At 73.9% G+C, this 16,504-nt stretch carries 14 protein-coding genes; 9 read left to right on the forward strand and 5 right to left on the reverse strand.

What is annotated here, in order from left to right; all coding sequences use genetic code 11:
* Window positions 1-34: 34 nt before the first annotated feature.
* Window positions 35-1,333 (reverse strand): MFS transporter, encoded by a 1,299-nt coding sequence (locus tag EV386_RS15550; RefSeq protein WP_130416229.1) that lies wholly within the window; start codon window positions 1,331-1,333, stop codon window positions 35-37.
* 50 nt (window positions 1,334-1,383) lie between these two features.
* Here EV386_RS15550 and EV386_RS15555 point away from each other — a divergent pair, with 50 nt between their 5' ends.
* The 4 genes from EV386_RS15555 to EV386_RS15570 all read left to right on the forward strand — a co-directional run bounded on the left by EV386_RS15555 (window position 1,384) and on the right by EV386_RS15570 (window position 4,903).
* Window positions 1,384-1,701 (forward strand): GNAT family N-acetyltransferase, encoded by a 318-nt coding sequence (locus EV386_RS15555; RefSeq protein ID WP_130416230.1) that lies wholly within the window; start codon window positions 1,384-1,386, stop codon window positions 1,699-1,701.
* 174 nt (window positions 1,702-1,875) lie between these two features.
* On the forward strand, window positions 1,876-2,280 hold the full coding sequence (locus tag EV386_RS15560; protein ID WP_130416231.1) for a GNAT family N-acetyltransferase: 405 nt from the start codon (window positions 1,876-1,878) through the stop codon (window positions 2,278-2,280).
* Entirely contained in the window at window positions 2,277-4,106 is a 1,830-nt protein-coding gene (locus EV386_RS15565; protein ID WP_165399966.1) for an FAD-binding protein, read from the forward strand. The genes EV386_RS15560 and EV386_RS15565 overlap by 4 nt, the downstream gene beginning before the upstream one ends.
* The gene (locus EV386_RS15570; protein ID WP_207216551.1) at window positions 4,103-4,903 is read left to right on the forward strand and encodes a succinate dehydrogenase/fumarate reductase iron-sulfur subunit; all 801 of its coding nucleotides are present in this window, start codon (window positions 4,103-4,105) and stop codon (window positions 4,901-4,903) included. The genes EV386_RS15565 and EV386_RS15570 overlap by 4 nt, the downstream gene beginning before the upstream one ends.
* 22 nt (window positions 4,904-4,925) lie before the next feature.
* Here EV386_RS15570 and pgm read toward each other — a convergent pair whose 3' ends face one another.
* From pgm to EV386_RS15585, 3 genes are all read right to left on the reverse strand, one after another.
* Entirely contained in the window at window positions 4,926-6,608 is a 1,683-nt protein-coding gene (gene pgm / locus EV386_RS15575) for a phosphoglucomutase (alpha-D-glucose-1,6-bisphosphate-dependent) (protein WP_130416233.1), read from the reverse strand.
* An 88-nt stretch (window positions 6,609-6,696) separates the two neighbouring features.
* On the reverse strand, window positions 6,697-7,293 hold the full coding sequence (locus EV386_RS15580; protein WP_130416234.1) for a bacterial proteasome activator family protein: 597 nt from the start codon (window positions 7,291-7,293) through the stop codon (window positions 6,697-6,699).
* 49 nt (window positions 7,294-7,342) lie between these two features.
* Window positions 7,343-8,476 carry an NAD(P)H-quinone oxidoreductase gene (locus EV386_RS15585; RefSeq protein WP_341272824.1) on the reverse strand — a complete coding sequence of 378 codons (1,134 nt, stop codon included), beginning with the start codon at window positions 8,474-8,476 and terminating at the stop codon, window positions 7,343-7,345.
* Between EV386_RS15585 and EV386_RS15590 the strand changes: the two genes are divergently transcribed.
* The 4 genes from EV386_RS15590 (at window position 8,427) to EV386_RS15610 (ending at window position 14,032) form a co-directional block, all read left to right on the forward strand.
* Window positions 8,427-12,035 carry a sensor histidine kinase gene (locus EV386_RS15590; RefSeq protein ID WP_130416235.1) on the forward strand — a complete coding sequence of 1,203 codons (3,609 nt, stop codon included), beginning with the start codon at window positions 8,427-8,429 and terminating at the stop codon, window positions 12,033-12,035. The genes EV386_RS15585 and EV386_RS15590 overlap by 50 nt on opposite strands.
* A 38-nt stretch (window positions 12,036-12,073) precedes the next feature.
* Window positions 12,074-12,523 carry a roadblock/LC7 domain-containing protein gene (locus EV386_RS15595; protein ID WP_130416236.1) on the forward strand — a complete coding sequence of 150 codons (450 nt, stop codon included), beginning with the start codon at window positions 12,074-12,076 and terminating at the stop codon, window positions 12,521-12,523.
* An 8-nt stretch (window positions 12,524-12,531) separates the two neighbouring features.
* Window positions 12,532-12,954 carry a DUF742 domain-containing protein gene (locus tag EV386_RS15600; RefSeq protein ID WP_130416237.1) on the forward strand — a complete coding sequence of 141 codons (423 nt, stop codon included), beginning with the start codon at window positions 12,532-12,534 and terminating at the stop codon, window positions 12,952-12,954.
* 463 nt (window positions 12,955-13,417) lie between these two features.
* Window positions 13,418-14,032: a GTP-binding protein gene (locus EV386_RS15610; RefSeq protein WP_130416982.1), complete on the forward strand. Its 615-nt coding sequence runs from the start codon at window positions 13,418-13,420 to the stop codon at window positions 14,030-14,032.
* 127 nt (window positions 14,033-14,159) lie between these two features.
* Here EV386_RS15610 and EV386_RS15615 read toward each other — a convergent pair whose 3' ends face one another.
* Window positions 14,160-15,596, reverse strand: a complete 1,437-nt coding sequence (locus tag EV386_RS15615; protein WP_165399967.1) for an RNA-guided endonuclease TnpB family protein — start codon at window positions 15,594-15,596, stop codon at window positions 14,160-14,162.
* On the opposite strand from EV386_RS15615, the gene EV386_RS15620 reads away from it, so the two are divergent.
* A complete protein-coding gene (locus EV386_RS15620) occupies window positions 15,585-16,466 on the forward strand; it encodes an IS5 family transposase (RefSeq protein WP_165399968.1) in 882 nt (293 codons plus the stop codon). The genes EV386_RS15615 and EV386_RS15620 overlap by 12 nt on opposite strands.
* Window positions 16,467-16,504: the final 38 nt, after the last annotated feature.

The raw sequence follows: 16,504 nt of genomic DNA on the forward strand, positions 1-16,504 counted from the left end.
TGAGCCCGAGCCCTGAGCCCCTGAGCCATGGCGCTCAGGCGCCGGCGGGCGTGCCCGGGTCGGGGACCTGCTCGACGGCCAGGCCGGCGCGGCCCTGCTGGCGGCGCAGGGTCGGCAGCGCCGCCACCGCGAGCACCACGCACACCCACCCGGCGACCATCGCGACCAGGAACCCGCCGTGTGAGCCCGCGGCGTCGATGCGCGCGCCCGCGAGCCACGACCCCGCCGAGGCGCCGGCCCCGATCGACGTGCCGACCCAGGCGAGCCCCTCGGTCAGGCGCTGCGGCGGGACCAGGGCCTGCACCATCGCGTTGCCGTTGATCACCGTGGGTGCGATCGCGAACCCGGTGACACACATCACGAGGGCGAGCACGGGCAGCGACCGCACCGTGAAGAAGAGCGAGACGCCCGCCGCGAGCACCACGGTGCCGATCGCGAACCTCGTCGACAGCCGCGAGGTCCAGTGCATGGCGCCGTACGCCAGTCCGGACACCAGCGAGCCCAGCGCGAACGCGGCGAGCACGACGCCCGCCAGCGCGCGGCGCTCGTGCTCGGTCGAGAACGCGACGGTCGCCACGTCGACCGCGCCGAAGATCGTGCCCATCGCCAGGAACACGAGCGCGAGCGCGGGCATGCCGGGCACGAACAGCGCCGAGCGCGGCCCCGGCGGGCGCACGCGCGAGCGTGCGAGGCCGGCGCCGTCGTCGTGCGCCGCGCCCTCGAGGTGCGCGCGCACGGGCGGCTCGGTGCCGCGCAGCGACAGGAACACGAGCCCGCCGACGCCGCCCGTCACCGCCGCGAGCAGCAGCGCGGCGGGCGGGATCACGGCCGTGGCCAGCACCGTCGCCAGCACGGGTCCCACGATGAACACGAGCTCGTCGACGGCCGACTCGAAGGAGAACGCGGCGTGCAGGCGGTGCGGGTCGCCGACGAGCGCGTGCGTCCACCGGGCGCGCACGTAGGAGCCGTACGAGCCGCTGGTCGCGCCCGCGACCATCGCGAGCGGCCACAGCACCGGCTCGGGCGCGCCCGCGGCGGCGGCCGTGACCAGACCCAGCAGGCCCGCGGTCGTGACCGCGAGCATGGGCAGGAGCACGCGGCGCTGACCCGCGCGGTCGACGAACCGCGCGACCTGCGGCGAGCCCAGCGCCTGCGCGATGACCAGCACCGCCGAGACGCGGCCCGCCACGGCGTACGAGCCCGTGTAGGCCTGGATCATCAGGACGGTGCCGATGCCCACCATCGACATGGGCAGGCGGGCCAGGCCGCCTGAGGCGGAGAAGGCCGCGGCGCCGGGAATGCGCAGGACGTCGACGTAGGGGTTGCGGGGCACCTGACCGATTCTTGCAGGCTCGACGGCTGAGCAGCGGGTACGGTTCGGGCATGACGGAACGGACGCAGCCTGCGGACCAGGCGCCGGTGTGCATCATCGTCAAGGTTCCGCAGCAGTCGCGCTACGAGGCGCACCATCCCGACAGCGACCGCGTCATGGGCTGGCTGAAGTACCGCGTGGAGGGCGACGTCGTCGTCATTCCGGCGACGGTGACGGTCCCGGAGTTCCGTGGTCAGGGCGTGGCCGGCATGCTGGCGCGCCAGGCCCTGGAGGACGCGATGGACGTCGGCAAGAAGGTCGACGCGCTGTGCTGGTACGTCGCCGAGTTCATCGAGCGCAACCCCCGCTACTACTCGCTCCAGGTCTGATCGACGCGGGAAGTCGACGGCGACACGACACTCAGCGTCACCGATGCGTCACCCGCCGACGCGATTTGCTGTGAGCAGCATCACGGTGTTAAGGGGCGGCGTGTGCGGCCGTGCGGGATGGGAGTGCGCGCCGCGCCGGTGGAAAGGCGGCCGCTCTCAGGTCACGATGGGCGCATGACCGAGGCTAGAGCGCACGTCACCGTCGCGGACGACCCGTCCCGATCCGCGTTCGTCGCCCTGCTCGACGACGGCACGGTCGCGGGCGGCGCCTACTACGAGCGGCGCGGCGCCACCGTGGTCTTCACCCACACCGAGGTCGAGCCCGCGTTCGAGGGCCAGGGGATCGGCTCACGGCTCGCCGCGGGCGCCCTGACCCTGGTGCGCGAGGCCGGCGACGCCGTCGTGCCGCTGTGCCCGTTCATCCGCGCGCACATGGCCAAGCACCCCGAGTACGACGACCTGCTCACGACCCGCACCGACTTCGGCACGCGCGTGGCGGACCCCGCGGGCCACCGCGCCGGGCACGACGCCGGACCAGGCGCCGGACCAGGCGCGGGAGCGGTCGGGGGCGGCGCGTGACGGTGCGCGTCGAGCACGCGGACGTCATCGTCGTCGGCGGCGGGGCCGCCGGCCTGAGCGCGGCGCTCGCGGCCGTCGAGTCGTTCGCCGCGGCCGGGCGGGACGACGCCGTCGTCGCGCTCGTGTCGAAGGTCTACCCGATGCGGTCGCACACCGTGGCGGCCGAGGGCGGCGCGGCCGGCGTCGTGCCCGGCGGCGACGACACGCTCGACCAGCACGTGGCCGACACGCTCGCGGGCGGCGCCGGGCTCGCGCACGAGGCGGCGGTGCGCTACGTCGTCGAGCGCGCGCCCGCCGAGCTCGCGCGCCTGGAGCGGCTCGGCATGCCGTGGTCGCGCACCGCCGAGGGGCGCCCCGCGGTCCGCCGCTTCGGGGGCATGAGTCGCCCGCGCACCTGGTTCGCGGCCGACAAGACGGGCTTCCACCTGCTGCACACGCTCTTCCAGACGAGCCTGCGGCACGAGGCCATCCGCCGCTACGACGAGCACGTCACGCTCGACCTGCTGCGCGCCGACGGCGAGTTCCGGGGGGTGGTCTGCCACGACCAGCGGCGAGGCGAGCGCGTCGTTCTGCTCGGCGGCGCCGTCGTGCTCGCCACCGGCGGGTACGCGCGCGCCTGGGCGACGTCGACCAACGCCGGCATCGTCACCGGGGACGGGCTCGCGATGGCGCTGCGCGCCGGGCTCGCGCTGCGCGACCTGGAGATGGTGCAGGTGCACCCCACCTGCCTGCCCGGCAGCGGCATCCTCATCACCGAGGCCGTACGCGGCGAGGGCGGCGTGCTGCTCGACGCCGACGGCGAGCGGTACCTCGCCGACTACGGACTCGGGCCCGTGACGCCCGTCGGGGCGCCCGAGCCGCGGCGCATGGAGCTCGGACCACGCGACAAGCTCTCGCAGGCCTTCTGGCACGCCGACCGCGACGGGCGCACCGTGCCCACGCGCGACGGCGGCGTCGTCCACCTCGACCTGCGACACCTCGGCAAGGCGTTCCTCGACGAGCGCTTGCCGCTCGTCACGGGCCTGGCCCGCCGGTTCGCGGGCGTCGACCCCGCGCATGAGTTGGTGCCCGTGCGCCCCGCGGCGCACTACACGATGGGCGGTGTGCCGACGACGGCGCAGGGCGCGGTGGTCGACGGCCAGGGCGCCAGGGTCGCGGGCCTGTTCGCCGCCGGGGAGTGCGCGTCCACCGGGCTGCATGGCGCCAACCGGCTGGGCTCGAACTCGCTGGTCGAGACCCTGGTGGTGGGGCGCGCGGCCGGGCAGGCCGCCGCGCGCGCCGCGGGAGTGGGCGCTGCGGGATCGGGCGCCGGGGCAGTGGGCGCCGGGGGAGTGGGCGAGGCCGCGCTGGTGGACCAGGCGCGCGGACTCGCCGAGAGATGGCTGGCGATGCGCGGACGCGGCGGTGAGTCGCCCGCGGCGCTGCGCCGCGAGCTGGGCGCCGTGCTCGACGCCGACGTCGGCGTCTACCGGGACGCCGACGGGCTCGCGCGCGCCGCCGCCGCGCTCGACGGCCTGCACGAGCGCTACCAGGACGTCCGGGTCGCCGACACCTCCGACGTGCTCAACACCGACTGGACCCAGGCGATCGAGCTCGGCGCGATGCTCGCCGTCGCGCGCGGCGTGGTCGCGGCGGCGATCGCACGCACCGAGTCGCGAGGCGCCCACCAGCGCCTCGACCACCCGCAGTCCGACGACGTCGCCCGGCACAGTCTGGTCACGCTCGGCGCCGACGGGGCCGTGGACGTGCGGTTCGAGGCGGCGGACACCGCGGCGCAGGCGCTCGCGGCCGGCGGCGGCGTCGGGCAGGGGGAGGCAGGCGCATGAGCGACGACCTGAGCGGCGAGGCCCACGAGACGCTGCGTGTGACGGTGATGCGGCAGGAGCCGGGGCAGGCGCCGCGCGAGGAGACCTTCGACGTCCCGTTCGACGACCGCACCTCGGTGCTCGACGCGCTCGACTGGATCAAGGACCACGCCGAGCCGAGCCTCACGTTCCGCTGGTCGTGCCGCATGGGCGTGTGCGGGTCGTGCGGCGTCATGGTCAACGGGCGCCCCGTGCTCGGGTGCGAGACGACCGTGGCCGGCTACCGGACGTCGGGCATCACGGTGGGTCCGATGGCGCACGCGGCGGTGCAGCGCGACCTCGCGGTCGACACCGACGAGTTCCTCGCCAAGCTCCGCGGCGTCTCGCCGTGGATGCTCCCACCCCCGGCCGAGCCGCCCACGCTGACCGAGCCGCCCACGGTGGTCGAGCCTGTCGAGACCCCCGGTCCCACCGCGGTGCCCGCCCTCGACGTCCTCGCCGTCCACACCCAGACCCCGGGCCAGGTCGAGGCCTACCGGGGCCTGTCCCAGTGCATCGACTGCATGCTCTGCTACGCCGCGTGCCCGGTGCTCGACGACGTCGCGGGGTTCACCGGCCCGGCCGCGATCGCCACGGCCCGCCGCTGGGACCTCGACTCGCGCGACCAGGGCAACGAGGTCCGCATGGTCGCGCTCGCCGAGAACGAGGAGGGCATCTGGCCCTGCACGCAGGTCGGGGCGTGCACGCGCGCGTGCCCCAAGGGCGTCGACCCGGCCCGCGCGATCCGCGACGCCCAGCGCGAGGCCATGGGCGGCTGAGAACGGGGGAGCCGAGTGTCCGTCAGGCCAGGGCGTCCCCGACAACCTGCTTGGCCGCCTCCTGCACCTGGGTCAGGTGCTCGGCCGACACAAAGCTCTCGGCGTAGATCTTGTAGACGTCCTCGGTGCCCGAGGGCCGCGCGGCGAACCACGCGTCCGCCGTCGTCACCTTGAGGCCGCCGATCTTCGCCCCGTTGCCCGGCGCCGCGGTGAGCTTGGCCGTGATGTCCTGCCCGGCCAGCGACGTCGAGGTCACCTGCTCGGGCGAGAGCGCCGCGAGCCGCGCCTTCTCCTCGCGCGACGCCGCGGCGTCGACCCGCGCGTACCAGGACTGCCCGTAGCGCGAGACGAGGTCGGCGTGGTGCTGAGACGGCGACTTGCCCGTCGTCGCGATGATCTCGCTCGCTAGCAGGGCCAGCAGGATGCCGTCCTTGTCGGTCGACCACACGCGCCCGTCGCGGCGCAGGAACGAGGCCCCGGCCGACTCCTCGCCGCCGAACCCGACCTCGCCCGACAGTAGACCGGGCACGAACCACTTGAACCCGACCGGCACCTCGATCACGCGCCGCGAGAGCCCGGCGCCGACGCGGTCGATGAGCGACGACGACACGAGCGTCTTGCCGATCGCGGCGTCCGCGGGCCAGCCCGGCCGCGCGCCGCCGTACAGGTACTCGATCGCGACGGCGAGGTAGTGGTTGGGGTTCATGAGCCCCGCGTCGGGGGTGACGATGCCGTGCCGGTCGGAGTCGGCGTCGTTGCCGGTGGCGACGTCGAACGGCGCGGCGCCGCCAGGCCCGCCGGTCATCTTCTCGCGCAGCGACGCCATCGCGTACGGCGACGAGCAGTCCATGCGGATCTTGCCGTCCCAGTCGAGCGTCATGAACGCCCAGCGCGGGTCGACCTGCGGGTTGACGACCGTCAGGTCGAGCCCGTGCCGCTCGGCGATGGCGCCCCAGTACTCGACCGACGCCCCGCCCAGCGGGTCGGCGCCGATGCGCACGCCCGCCGACCGGATCGCGTCGAGGTCGATGACGCTGGGCAGGTCGTCGATGTAGGCGGCGAGGAAGTCGTGGCGGTGCGTCGTGTCGGCCGCGAGCGCCCGCTCGACCGAGACGCGCCGGATCTGGCCGATCCCGGCGCGGATGAGCTCGTTGGCCCGGTTCGCGATCCACGACGTCGCGTCGGTGTCGGCGGGGCCGCCGTGCGGCGGGTTGTACTTGAAGCCGCCGTCGCGCGGCGGGTTGTGCGACGGCGTCACGACGATGCCGTCGGCCAGCCCCGGCCCCGACGTGCGCACGCCGCCCTCGGCGACGGCGCCGTTGTGCAGCAGGATCGACTGCGAGACGGCGGGCGTCGGCGTCCACGAGTCGCGCGCGTCGATCATCACGGTGACCCCGTTGGCGGCGAGCACCTCCAGGGCCGACCGCCACGCGGGCTCGGACAGCGCGTGCGTGTCACGGCCGATGAACAGCGGCCCGTCGGTGCCCTGCGACGAGCGGTACTCGACGATGGCCTGCGTGATCGCGACGATGTGCGCCTCGTTGAACGCGTGGTCGAACGACGACCCGCGGTGACCCGAGGTGCCGAACACGACCTGCTGGCCGGGATCGTCCGGGTCGGGCGTCAGGTCGTAGTAGGCGCCGACGAGTGCGTCGACGTCGATGAGGTCATCGGGAAGGGCGGTCAGGCCGGCGCGTGCGTGCATGAGTTGATAGTGCCAGCGCCGCGGGGCCGTGGCGCTCCCGGGGGCGGGTGATGGTGGTCGGCGGGCGCGCCCGAGGTGCGCCGTCGCCTCAGAGGTACTGCCCCGGCGAGGGCCGCCCGTCCTCGCGTGCGTGGTGCGGAATGCCGGGGGTGGTCGGGCCTGCCGCCGCCTCAGGTCCTGTCGGGCCGCCGAACGCCCCGGGGGGCAGGCCGCGCCGCATCTGCGACAGTTGCGCCTGAGCGGCCATCTGCTGGGCGACGAGCGCCGTCTGGATGCCGTGGAACAGCCCCTCCAGCCAGCCCACGAGCTGCGCTTGGGCGATCCGCAGTTCGGCGTCCGACGGCGGTGTGCCGTCGTCGGCGAAGGGCAGCGTGATGCGGTGCAGCTCGTCGACGAGGTCGGGGGACAGCCCGTCCTCGAGCTCGTGCAGCGAGCGCTCGTGGATCTCTGCGAGGCGTGAGCGGGCGGCGTCGTCGAGCGGGGCGTCACGGACCTCGTCGAGCAGTCGCTTGATCATGCCGCCGATGCGCATGACCTTCGCCGGCTCCTCGATGCGTGAGGTCTCCTCGTCGTCGTCCTCGGCCGCGCGGCTCGGCTCCGCGGGCACGTCCTCCCCCTCGGGGGTGACGACGCGGTGCTCGGGTGGCTGCGGGTCCTCGGTCGGGGTCTGCTCGGGGTCCGTCATACCCCCATCCTGACGCGCGTCGCCGAGCCCCGCACAGCCCGGTGGCTGGTCACGGCACCAGCAGCACCTTGCCGAACGCCTCGCCGCGCTCCAGCGTCGCGAGCGCAGCCTCGGCGTCGGCGAGCGGCAGCCGGGCGTGGACGACGGGCCGCACGCGCCCGGCGGCGATCAGGGGCCACACGTGCTCGCGCACGGCCGCGACGATCTGCGCCTTCTCCTGCGGCGTGCGTGAGCGCAGTGTCGTCCCGGTCACCGTGGCCCGCTTGGCCATGAGCGCGCTCAGGTCGAGCTCGCCGCGCCGCCCCTGTTGCAGGCCGATGACGACGAGGCGCCCGTGGTGCGCGAGCGCCCGGACGTTGTCGGGCAGCGCCCGTCCGCCGAGCACGTCGAGCACGACGTCGGCGCCGCGCCCGTGCGTGGCGGCGCGCACCGCCGCCACGAAGTCCTCGCGGCGGTGGTCGACGACGGCGTCGGCGCCCAGCGCGCGCACGCGCTCGGCCCGCTCGGGGCCGCCCGCCGTCGCGATGACGTGGGCGCCGAGCGCGGCGGCGAGCTGGACGGCGATGGTTCCGACGCCGCCTGATCCGCCGTGGATGAGCACCCACTCGCCGGGCCGCACGCGGGCGGTGTCGACGAGGTTGGTCCAGGCGGTGCACACGGCCTCGGGCAGCGCGGCGGCGTCCACGAGGTCGACGCCGTCGGGCGCCGGGAGCGTCTGGGCCGCGCGCGCCACGACGAGGTCGGCGTACCCGCCCCCTTCGAGCAGCGCGACGACCCGATCGCCGACGCTCACGCCCGACACGCCCGGGCCTGTCTCACGGACTGAGCCGGCGACCTCAAGGCCGGGCCAGGGGGGCGCACCGGCCGGCGGCGGATACTTGCCGGCGCGTTGTAGCAGGTCAGCGCGGTTGACGCCAGCGGAAACGTTCTCTATAAGGACCTCGCCCACACCCGGCCGAGGCGCCGGTACGTCAGAAACAGCTAGTTTCCCTCCGCTGGCCTGGGGGGATATCGTGACCGCTCGCACACCCCGGAGCCTATCGATTCGCGCCGCCACAGCGAGCATCGGACGCCGGGCGTGCGCACGAACGACGCGCCGCGGACCACCCGTGGGCGAAGGGAAGGCAGGCCACATGCTCCGCAGGTTGGGTGTTCGCGGGAAGATCCTTGCGACTCTCGCCATGCCGATCCTGGTGCTCGCGCTCGCCGCGGGCTGGGTCTCATGGTCCTCGCTGCGCGAGTCACGCGTCGCCGCGCAGACATCCGCCCTCGTGGACTCGCTCGCGCAGCAGGACCGCGCCGGCTCGGCCTTCGCGGCCGAGCGCTCGCTCAACATCGCCGCCTCGATCGGCGTGCCCGGGGCCCAGGAGGGCTTGGAGGCCGCGGTCAAGGAGACCGACGCCGCGCTCGCAGAGCGCGCCAAGGCGTTCGACGCCGTCGACACCGACGCGCTCGACCCGCGGGTGCGCGCCGCCCTGGCCAAGACCGTCGAGGACCGCGTGCGCATCGAGGCGCTCCAGGAGCAGGTGGTCGCCGGCGCGATCGCCGAGGCCGACGCGACGGCCGCCTACACGGGCTTCATCGAGGACGCGCTCGACGTCGCGCGCGAGCTGGCCGGCACGACGTCGGACCGCGCGCTGGCGCTGCGACTGGAGACGTACGTCGACGCGGACGAGGCGATGCTCGCCGTCGTGCTGGAGCGACCCCTGGTCGGCGGCCTGCTGGTGAGCGCGTCGACCGGCTCGATCCCTCCCGCGACGATGGCGCGCGTGACGTCGGCGATCGACAGCACCAACACCAAGCACTCGCTGGCCCAGCGCGAGCTGGAGCGCCTGCCCGGCGACCTCCAGCTGCCATCGCTCGACGGCCGCCTCGGCACGGTGCGCAGCGCGCTGGTCCGCGCCGACATCGAGTCGGCGATCCCGTTCCTCGCGGCGAAGGGCTGGGACGAGCTCTCCCAGCAGTGGGTCACCGACGCCCAGCCCGTCCGTGACGCGCTGCGCGACCAGACCCGCGACTACGCGGCGCACAGCTCGGACGACTCGCGCACGACGGCGCTGCTCACCGTGGCGGGCGCCTTCGGCATCCTCGCGCTCTCGCTCGCCATCGCCTTCCTCATCGCCGGCCGCATCATCGTGCCGCTGCGGCGCCTGACGAGCGCGACCGGTGAGATCCGCGACCGCCTGCCGCGCATGGTCGAGCAGATGGCGGTGCCCGGCCAGGCGCCGTCGGTCGACCTGTTCGAGATCCCGGTCGAGTCGAACGACGAGATCGGCCGCCTCGCCCAGTCCTTCAACGACGTGAACGCCACCACTGTCGCGGTCGCGAAGGAGCAGGCGGCGCTGCGTGGCTCCATCGCGGAGATGTTTGTCAACGTCGCCCGGCGTGACCAGGTGCTGCTCAACCGCCAGCTCGCCTTCCTCGACGAGCTGGAGCGATCCGAGGAGGACGCGACGACGCTGTCGAACCTCTTCCGGCTCGACCACCTCGCCACGCGTATGCGCCGCAACGCCGAGTCGCTGCTGGTGCTCGCGGGCATCGACTCGGGACGCCGCGTGCGCCAGCCGATGCCCGTCTCCGACGTGATCCGCACGGCGTCGTCCGAGATCGAGCTGTACGACCGCGTGCGCCTCGACCTGCACCTCGACCCGCTGATGCTCGGCCACAACGCGTTGACGGCCGCGCACCTGCTCGCCGAGCTGCTGGAGAACGCGACGATGTTCTCCGAGCCGCACACCCCGGTCGAGGTCATCTCGACGCGCGACCACCGGGGCGTCGTCGTCACGGTGCGCGACCACGGCCTGGGCATGACGCCCCAGGAGATCGCCGAGGCGAACGCCAAGGTCGCCTCCCGCAGCGCGCAGGACGCCGTCGGCGCCCAGCGCCTGGGCCTGTACGTGGTGGGCCGCCTGGCGGCCCGCCTCGGCGCCGCCGTCGGGTTCGCGACAGGCCCTGACGGCTCCGGAACCCTCGTCACCGTGGTGCTGCCCGAGGCGCTCTTCGTGCCCGACGACACGGTGCCGCTGCCCCAGCCGACCGACCCGCTCGCGGCGGCCACGCAGCGCGAGGCCGAGAGCCTGGGCCAGGGCGCCGCATTCGGCGAGGTCGCGGCGTTTGGCGAGGTGACCTCGGCGGCCTTCGCCGCCCCCACGCCCGAGCCGCCGGCCACCGCGTACGACGCCGGCCCCGCGTACGACGGCGGGCCTGCGTACGACGGCGGGCCTGCGTTCGACTCCGGCCCCGCGCACGACGGCGGAGCCGGCCCCGCATACGAGGCGCCGGTCGCCGCGCCCGAGCCGGCGCCCGCCCCCGTGGCGGAGCCCACCCCGCCCGTCGCGACGCCCGTGGACCTCGACGCCCTGACGGACGGCACGACCGCCACGGGCATGCCGCGTCGTCGTACGACACGGACCGACCCCGTCTCGGCGTCGCAGCCCGCGCTCGTCCTGCCGCCGATCGAGACGCCGCACCTCGCCCCCGACCTGAGCAACGACGAGGCGTGGGCGCCGCCGGCGGACGCCGCACCGAGCGAGCGCGCGCTGCCCAGCCGGCGCCGCGCCGACGCCGTCGCCGAGCCCGAGCCCGTCTCGGCGCCCGTCTTGGCCGTCGACCAGCGCACCGGGCTGTTCTCGGGCTTCCGCTCGCTGACCGACCTTGAGTCGGCCGCCGCGGTCACCGGAACGCTGCACCTGGACGCGTCCGTCGAGGATCCGGCGGCCCTCCCGGCGCCGCTGACCGCTCCGGCTCCTTCGGCCCCCGCCGCGGCGCCGCCGGTCGAGGCAGCCGTGGCGGTCGAGCCACTGGTGGCCGTTGAGCCCGCCCCTGTCGCGGAGTCGGCTCGCGTGCCGTCGGCCGCGCCGGCGCCGGCTGAGACCGCCGCGGACCGCGAGGTTCCCGCCTTTGACGAGCTCATCTCGGACCTTCCGTCCCGTCGGTCGGTGCGTGAGTCGGCGAGTGCGGGGCGCAAGCGGGGTCTGTTCGGGCGCCGCCCCGAGATCAGCCCCGAGATCAGCCCCGCGAACGGCGACGGCTTGGTCCCGGTGACCGGCGCTCCGGCGACCGCCGTCCTGGCGTCGGTCGCGCCGACCGCCGCACCGGTTGCGCAAACCGCCGCGCCGGTTGCGCCCGCGGCGCAGTCCGCCGCGCCGGTTGCTCCACCGGCGCCGGCAGGCGTGGGCGCCGCGCCGTTCGCGCCCGAGCCCTTCACGTTCGCCTCGATGCGACCGGCGAGCCCGCGGCCTGCCGCCGTGCCACCCCGGGGCGCGGGCGCCGTCGAACCGACCGTGCGGGCCGGCGTCGGACAGGTCGCGACGACCAGCATGTCGCGTGGTGGCTCAGCGCTGCCGCTGCGTGACGCCTCCACCGACCCGCTCACCGACCCGCTCGACCCGTACGCGATCCCCGACACCATCGAGGCGCGCTCGGAGTGGATGGCCTCGGCCGTCCTCTACGAGGAGATGTCCTCGCTGCTGCGCCGTGGGGTCTTCGAGGAGCACAGAGTGACCCCCACACCCGACGACGTCGCCTACCGTCCGCTGGCCACCGCCCCCGCGGCGTCCTCGGGCCTCGCGCGCCGCGCGTCGCGTCCCACCGTCAACCCGGCGGTGGACCGATTCACCGCTCGCATCGAGCGTGACCCCGAGCAGCTGCGCTCACGCCTGTCGGCGTTCCAGTCCGCAACGGCTCGTGGTCGACAGGCGAGCGAAGACGAAGGGCCCTCGACGTGGGCCCCGGCACCGTGAATGATGGCGACCATCCGGCGCCCCGACGAGGAGGAAGAGTGACCCTCAGCACCGAAGCGACGAATTTCGGGTGGCTTCTCGACAACTTCGTGCGCACCGTTCCGGGTAGCCGGCACACGCTGGTGGTCTCGGCCGACGGATTGCTCATGGCCATGTCCGACCAGCTCGACCGCACGAGCGGCGACCAGCTCGCCGCGATCGTCTCGGGGATGTCGAGCCTGACCCGCGGCGCCGCACGCCAGCTCCACGGCGGCAACGTGCGTCAGGCCATCATCGAGATGGACAACGGCTTCCTGTTCCTGATGAACGTCTCGAACGGCTCCGTCCTGGCGGTCGTGGCCGAGGCGTCCTGCGACATCGGCCTCGTCGGTTACGAGATGGCCCTCCTGGTCACGCGCACCGAGCAGACCCTGACCCCCCAACTGATCTCCGAGATGCGCGGCAACCTCCCCGTCGAGGGCGCCCAGCGCACGGTCTCGGTGGGATGAGGTAACCGATGCCCTACGGTCCCCTCGGAGCGGCGAGTCACGGCTCCCACGCGGCGGACGGCTACGAGGCCGCCACGGTCCGGCCCTACGCGGTGACCGGCGGGCGCGTGCGCTCGGCGTTGTCCGACCTGCCGCTCGAGGCACTCGTCGAGGTCCTTCCGGGCGCGGTCGCGAGCCGCGGCCTGACGCCGGAGAAGCGCGCGATCCTGGCGCACGCGGCCCACACCTACGTGTCGATCGCTGAGCTCTCGGCCCTGCTGCGCCTGCCCCTGGGCGTCGTGCGAATCCTTGTCGCCGACATGCAGGAGGAGGGGCAGCTCGCGGTGCACACGTCGACTCCGGTGAACGTCCACACCGGGCACGGCAGCTCTCAGTCGGGGCTGTCACTGAGCGTCTTGGAGAGTGTTCTCAATGGCATTTCCGCCCTCTGACCGCGCGAACGGCCAGGCGAGCGGGGGTCTGGCTCCGGCGTGGGCGCCCGTCAGCGGTGGCGTCGCCGTGAGCGCGACCACGCAACCCGACCCGGCAGCCCAGACCGCGCCGGCCCCGGCCGCCTCGGGTGCTTCGGGCGTCCCGGGTGCTCCGTTCGCCCCCGGTGCTCCGCTTGCCGCGGGCGCCCCGGTGGCGCAGGCGGCTTCGGCGGCCTCGGGCGCGCCGTCGGCGCCCGGCCCAGCGCGCACCAGCGTTCTGAGCGGCCCGGCGCGCCCGCCCGAGGGGGGCCCGCAGGCCCCGCTCGGCAGCCCGACGCCGTCCGCGGCCGCGACGCCGTCGGCGGCCGGCACGCCGTCGGCGCAGGCGGCTCCCGCATCCGCGGCCCCCGTAGGGGCGCGGCCGGCCGCTCAGGCCTCGCCGGTGCCGTCGACAACGCCCGTGCCGCGGCAGGAGCCGCCCGCCGTGCGACCCGCCGCCGTCGCGCCCCTCGCGCCGCGCGCCGGCGCCGAGCGGGTGGCGCCGACCGTCGTCAAGATCGTCGTGGCGGGCGGGTTCGCCGTCGGCAAGACGACGTTCATCGGCTCGATCTCCGACGTCGAGCCGCTCAACACCGAGGCGGCGATGACCGAGCACTCGGTCGGCGTCGACGACGCGGGCGGCGTCAGCGACCGCAAGACCACCACGACGGTCGCCATGGACTTCGGGCGCGTGGCGCTGCCGGGCAACCTGTGGCTCTACCTGTTCGGCACCCCCGGGCAGGACCGCTTCCTGTTCATGTGGGACGACCTCGTGCGCGGCGCGATCGGCGCCGTCGTCCTGGTCGACACCGACCGTCTGGAGCAGTGCTTCCCCGCGATCGACTACTTCGAGTCGCGCGGGATCCCGTTCGTCGTCGGCGTCAACTGCTTCGACGGCGTCGCCAAGCACCGCCTGGAGGACGTGCGCGAGGCGCTCCAGATCCCCGCGCACGTGCCGATGCTCTACACCGACGCGCGCTCGCGCGTCGCCACCAAGCAGACGCTCATCTCGCTGGTCCAGCTCGCGATGCGCCAACTGCGCGCCGGCGCTACGAGCTGACGGGACCGGACGGCGGCGCCGACCCGCGGCTCGCGGGGACGGCGCCGCGCAGGCGGGCGGCGGTGTCCCACTAAAGCCTGTCGAACAACCTTGGTGAGGTGCTCGGCAGCGTCCTTCTCGGACGTCCCTATGCCGCGGTGGCGGTGAGGGTTCCCACGTCATCCCGGCTGGTTTCGTCGACGCGAGGGCGTCGGCCAGAGTCGTCCGGTCGGTGGGCGTTGTTGACCTGGCCTCGTGCTTCGGGGTCCAGGACCTGGGAGTGTCGCTGTTCGCCCCAGGCGGCGAGGTTGATCGCGGCGTTGCGGTCGCGGTCGATGGTCAGCCCGCATGTGCCGCAGGTGAAGACGCGGTCCGCGAGGGTGAGCGTCGCCTTGACGTCACCGCACCCTGAGCAGGTCTTCGACGACGGGAACCACCGGTCCGCTGTGAGGAGTTGCCCGCCGCGCCAGGTCTGCTTGTAGGTGATCTGGTGGGCGAGCTCACCCCAGGCCGCGTCAGAGATGGCTGCGGCGAGCCGGTGGTTAGCGAGCATGCCGGTGATGTTGAGGTTCTCGATAACGAGCCGGTCGTGGGTCTTGACCAGCAGGTTCGAGACTTCGTGCAGGAAGTGGTGACGGCGGGCACGGACCCGCTCGTGGTGACGTGAGAGGCGTTTGACGGCGGCCCGCCGGCCCGCGGAGCCCTTGACCTTCCGGGAGACCGACTTCTGCAACCGGCGTGTGACCGGTTGCGCGGTCCGGAGCGCCTTGGGCGCCTCGTCGATGCGGAGCACCTCGGTGCCGTCGGCGGTGGCGGCGGCGACGGGTGCGCGCAGCCCGCGGTCCACGCCGACCCACCCGTTGTGGTCCGCGTCGTCACGGGCGGGATGCTGGGCGGCGGGGTGGAGGTCGGCGGCTTCGATGTTCAAGCTGATGCGCCACCGCCCGCCACGCCGGGAGACGGTCGCGAACAGGATCCGTGCCCGGCCCGTGTCGAGCATGCGACGCAACCGGCGGGTGTCGTCGTGGACCTTGATGGCGCCGATGCCCGGCAGGGTCACCGAACGAGGACCGTTCTCACCAACCCGGATCGTTGACCGCTGACCGGTCTTCGTCTGGGAGGTCTTGTTCCGCATGCGGAACGAGCCGCGCTCCGGGTTCTTCTTCTTGAGCCGAGGGTGCCCGACCGGCCGTCCGGCGCGCTTGCCCCGCCGAGAGGCCGTCCACGCCCCCAGCGCCTTGCCAAGGTCGACGACAGCCTCCTCGAACACCTGGGCGCTGACCTCGGCCCGCCAGGCCAGGCCAGTGACTTCCAGCTCAACGTTGCCGGAGCCGTCAACGACGAAGCGGCGGCCGGCGTCCTCGGTCTTCTTCCACGCGTTGAACGCGTTGATCAGGTCGAACCCCGTCCACGGCACCCGCACGACGTCGTCGCCGACGGCGTCCTTGGCCGCATGGCGGGCGTTCAGGTGCAGGCGAAGTCCCTGGTTGAACGCGAACCGTGCTGCGCCCTCGTGTCGGGCCAGCGCACGCGCCTGCTCCGCGGTGGGGTCAGCCACCCACTGGAACGTCGTATGCCGGGCCACGACGCGCACGCTACCGACGGGCGCCGACACGGTCCGGCATGTCGGTGCTGGTCAAGAGGATCTGTCCCGTGTGAACTCATCCCGCGCCGCCCGTACCCCTCCGACCTGACCGACACGGCCTGGGCGCGCATCGCCGCGCTCGTGGTCCCCACCCACACCCGTGGCGGGCGGCCATGCTGCGAGCACCGGTGGCGCGAGTACGTCAACGCGCTGCTCCTCATCGTCGCGACCGGTATCCCGTGGCGCTCGCTCCCGCACGACTTCGCCGTGACCTGGTCCGCGACGCACAAGCACTTCAGCAGGTGGACGAAGAAGCAACTGTGGGGGCAGATGCTGACGATCCTGCGCGCCGAAGACCGCGTCCACGACGGCCGCGACCAGGAACCGACCGCAGCCGTCGTCGACTCCTCGTCCGTCAAGTCCACCCCGGCGCCCGGGGAGCGCGGGTTCGACGGCGCGAAGAAGGTCGACGGGATCAAACGCCACATCCTCGTCGACACCGCCGGACGGCTCCTGGCCGCCCACGTGACCGCGGCGAACGTCCAGGACCGGGCCGCGTTCGCCGACCTGCTGACGAAGAACCCGTGCCCGTCCGTGACGCACGTCTGGGCCGACAAGGGCTACACCGGCCAAGCCCCAGCCACCGCCGCGGCAGCGGCCGGGATCGAACTGGAGATCGTCTCCGGTCCCAAGCCCGTCGGCGGGTTCGTCGTCCAACCACGCCGGTGGGTCGTCAAGCGAACCAACGGGTGGATCAACCGACATCGACGCCTCGTGCGGCAGCACGAAGCCACCCTCACCGCTCACGAAGCGCTCGTGATCCCGTCCCAGATCCGCCTGCTGCTCCGCCGCCCCGACCAACACGGATAGTTGTTCGACAGGCTTTAGACTGGGCGCCCGCGACCCGG

Origin of the sequence: Xylanimonas ulmi (assembly GCF_004216535.1) — a bacterium.
GTDB lineage: Bacteria > Actinomycetota > Actinomycetes > Actinomycetales > Cellulomonadaceae > Xylanimonas > Xylanimonas ulmi.

Bases quoted from the DNA above. Each gene is read 5' to 3' on its own strand.
- EV386_RS15620 (WP_165399968.1), top strand. From the start codon at position 15,585: ATGCCGGGCCACGACGCGCACGCTACCGACGGGCGCCGACACGGTCCG.
- EV386_RS15560 (WP_130416231.1), top strand. From the start codon at position 1,876: ATGACCGAGGCTAGAGCGCACGTCACCGTCGCGGACGACCCGTCCCGA.
- EV386_RS15580 (WP_130416234.1), bottom strand. From the start codon at position 7,293: ATGACGGACCCCGAGCAGACCCCGACCGAGGACCCGCAGCCACCCGAG.
- EV386_RS15555 (WP_130416230.1), top strand. From the start codon at position 1,384: ATGACGGAACGGACGCAGCCTGCGGACCAGGCGCCGGTGTGCATCATC.
- EV386_RS15590 (WP_130416235.1), top strand. From the start codon at position 8,427: ATGCTCCGCAGGTTGGGTGTTCGCGGGAAGATCCTTGCGACTCTCGCC.
- EV386_RS15570 (WP_207216551.1), top strand. From the start codon at position 4,103: ATGAGCGACGACCTGAGCGGCGAGGCCCACGAGACGCTGCGTGTGACG.
- EV386_RS15600 (WP_130416237.1), top strand. From the start codon at position 12,532: ATGCCCTACGGTCCCCTCGGAGCGGCGAGTCACGGCTCCCACGCGGCG.
- EV386_RS15585 (WP_341272824.1), bottom strand. From the start codon at position 8,476: ATGGCGAGAGTCGCAAGGATCTTCCCGCGAACACCCAACCTGCGGAGC.
- pgm (WP_130416233.1), bottom strand. From the start codon at position 6,608: ATGCACGCACGCGCCGGCCTGACCGCCCTTCCCGATGACCTCATCGAC.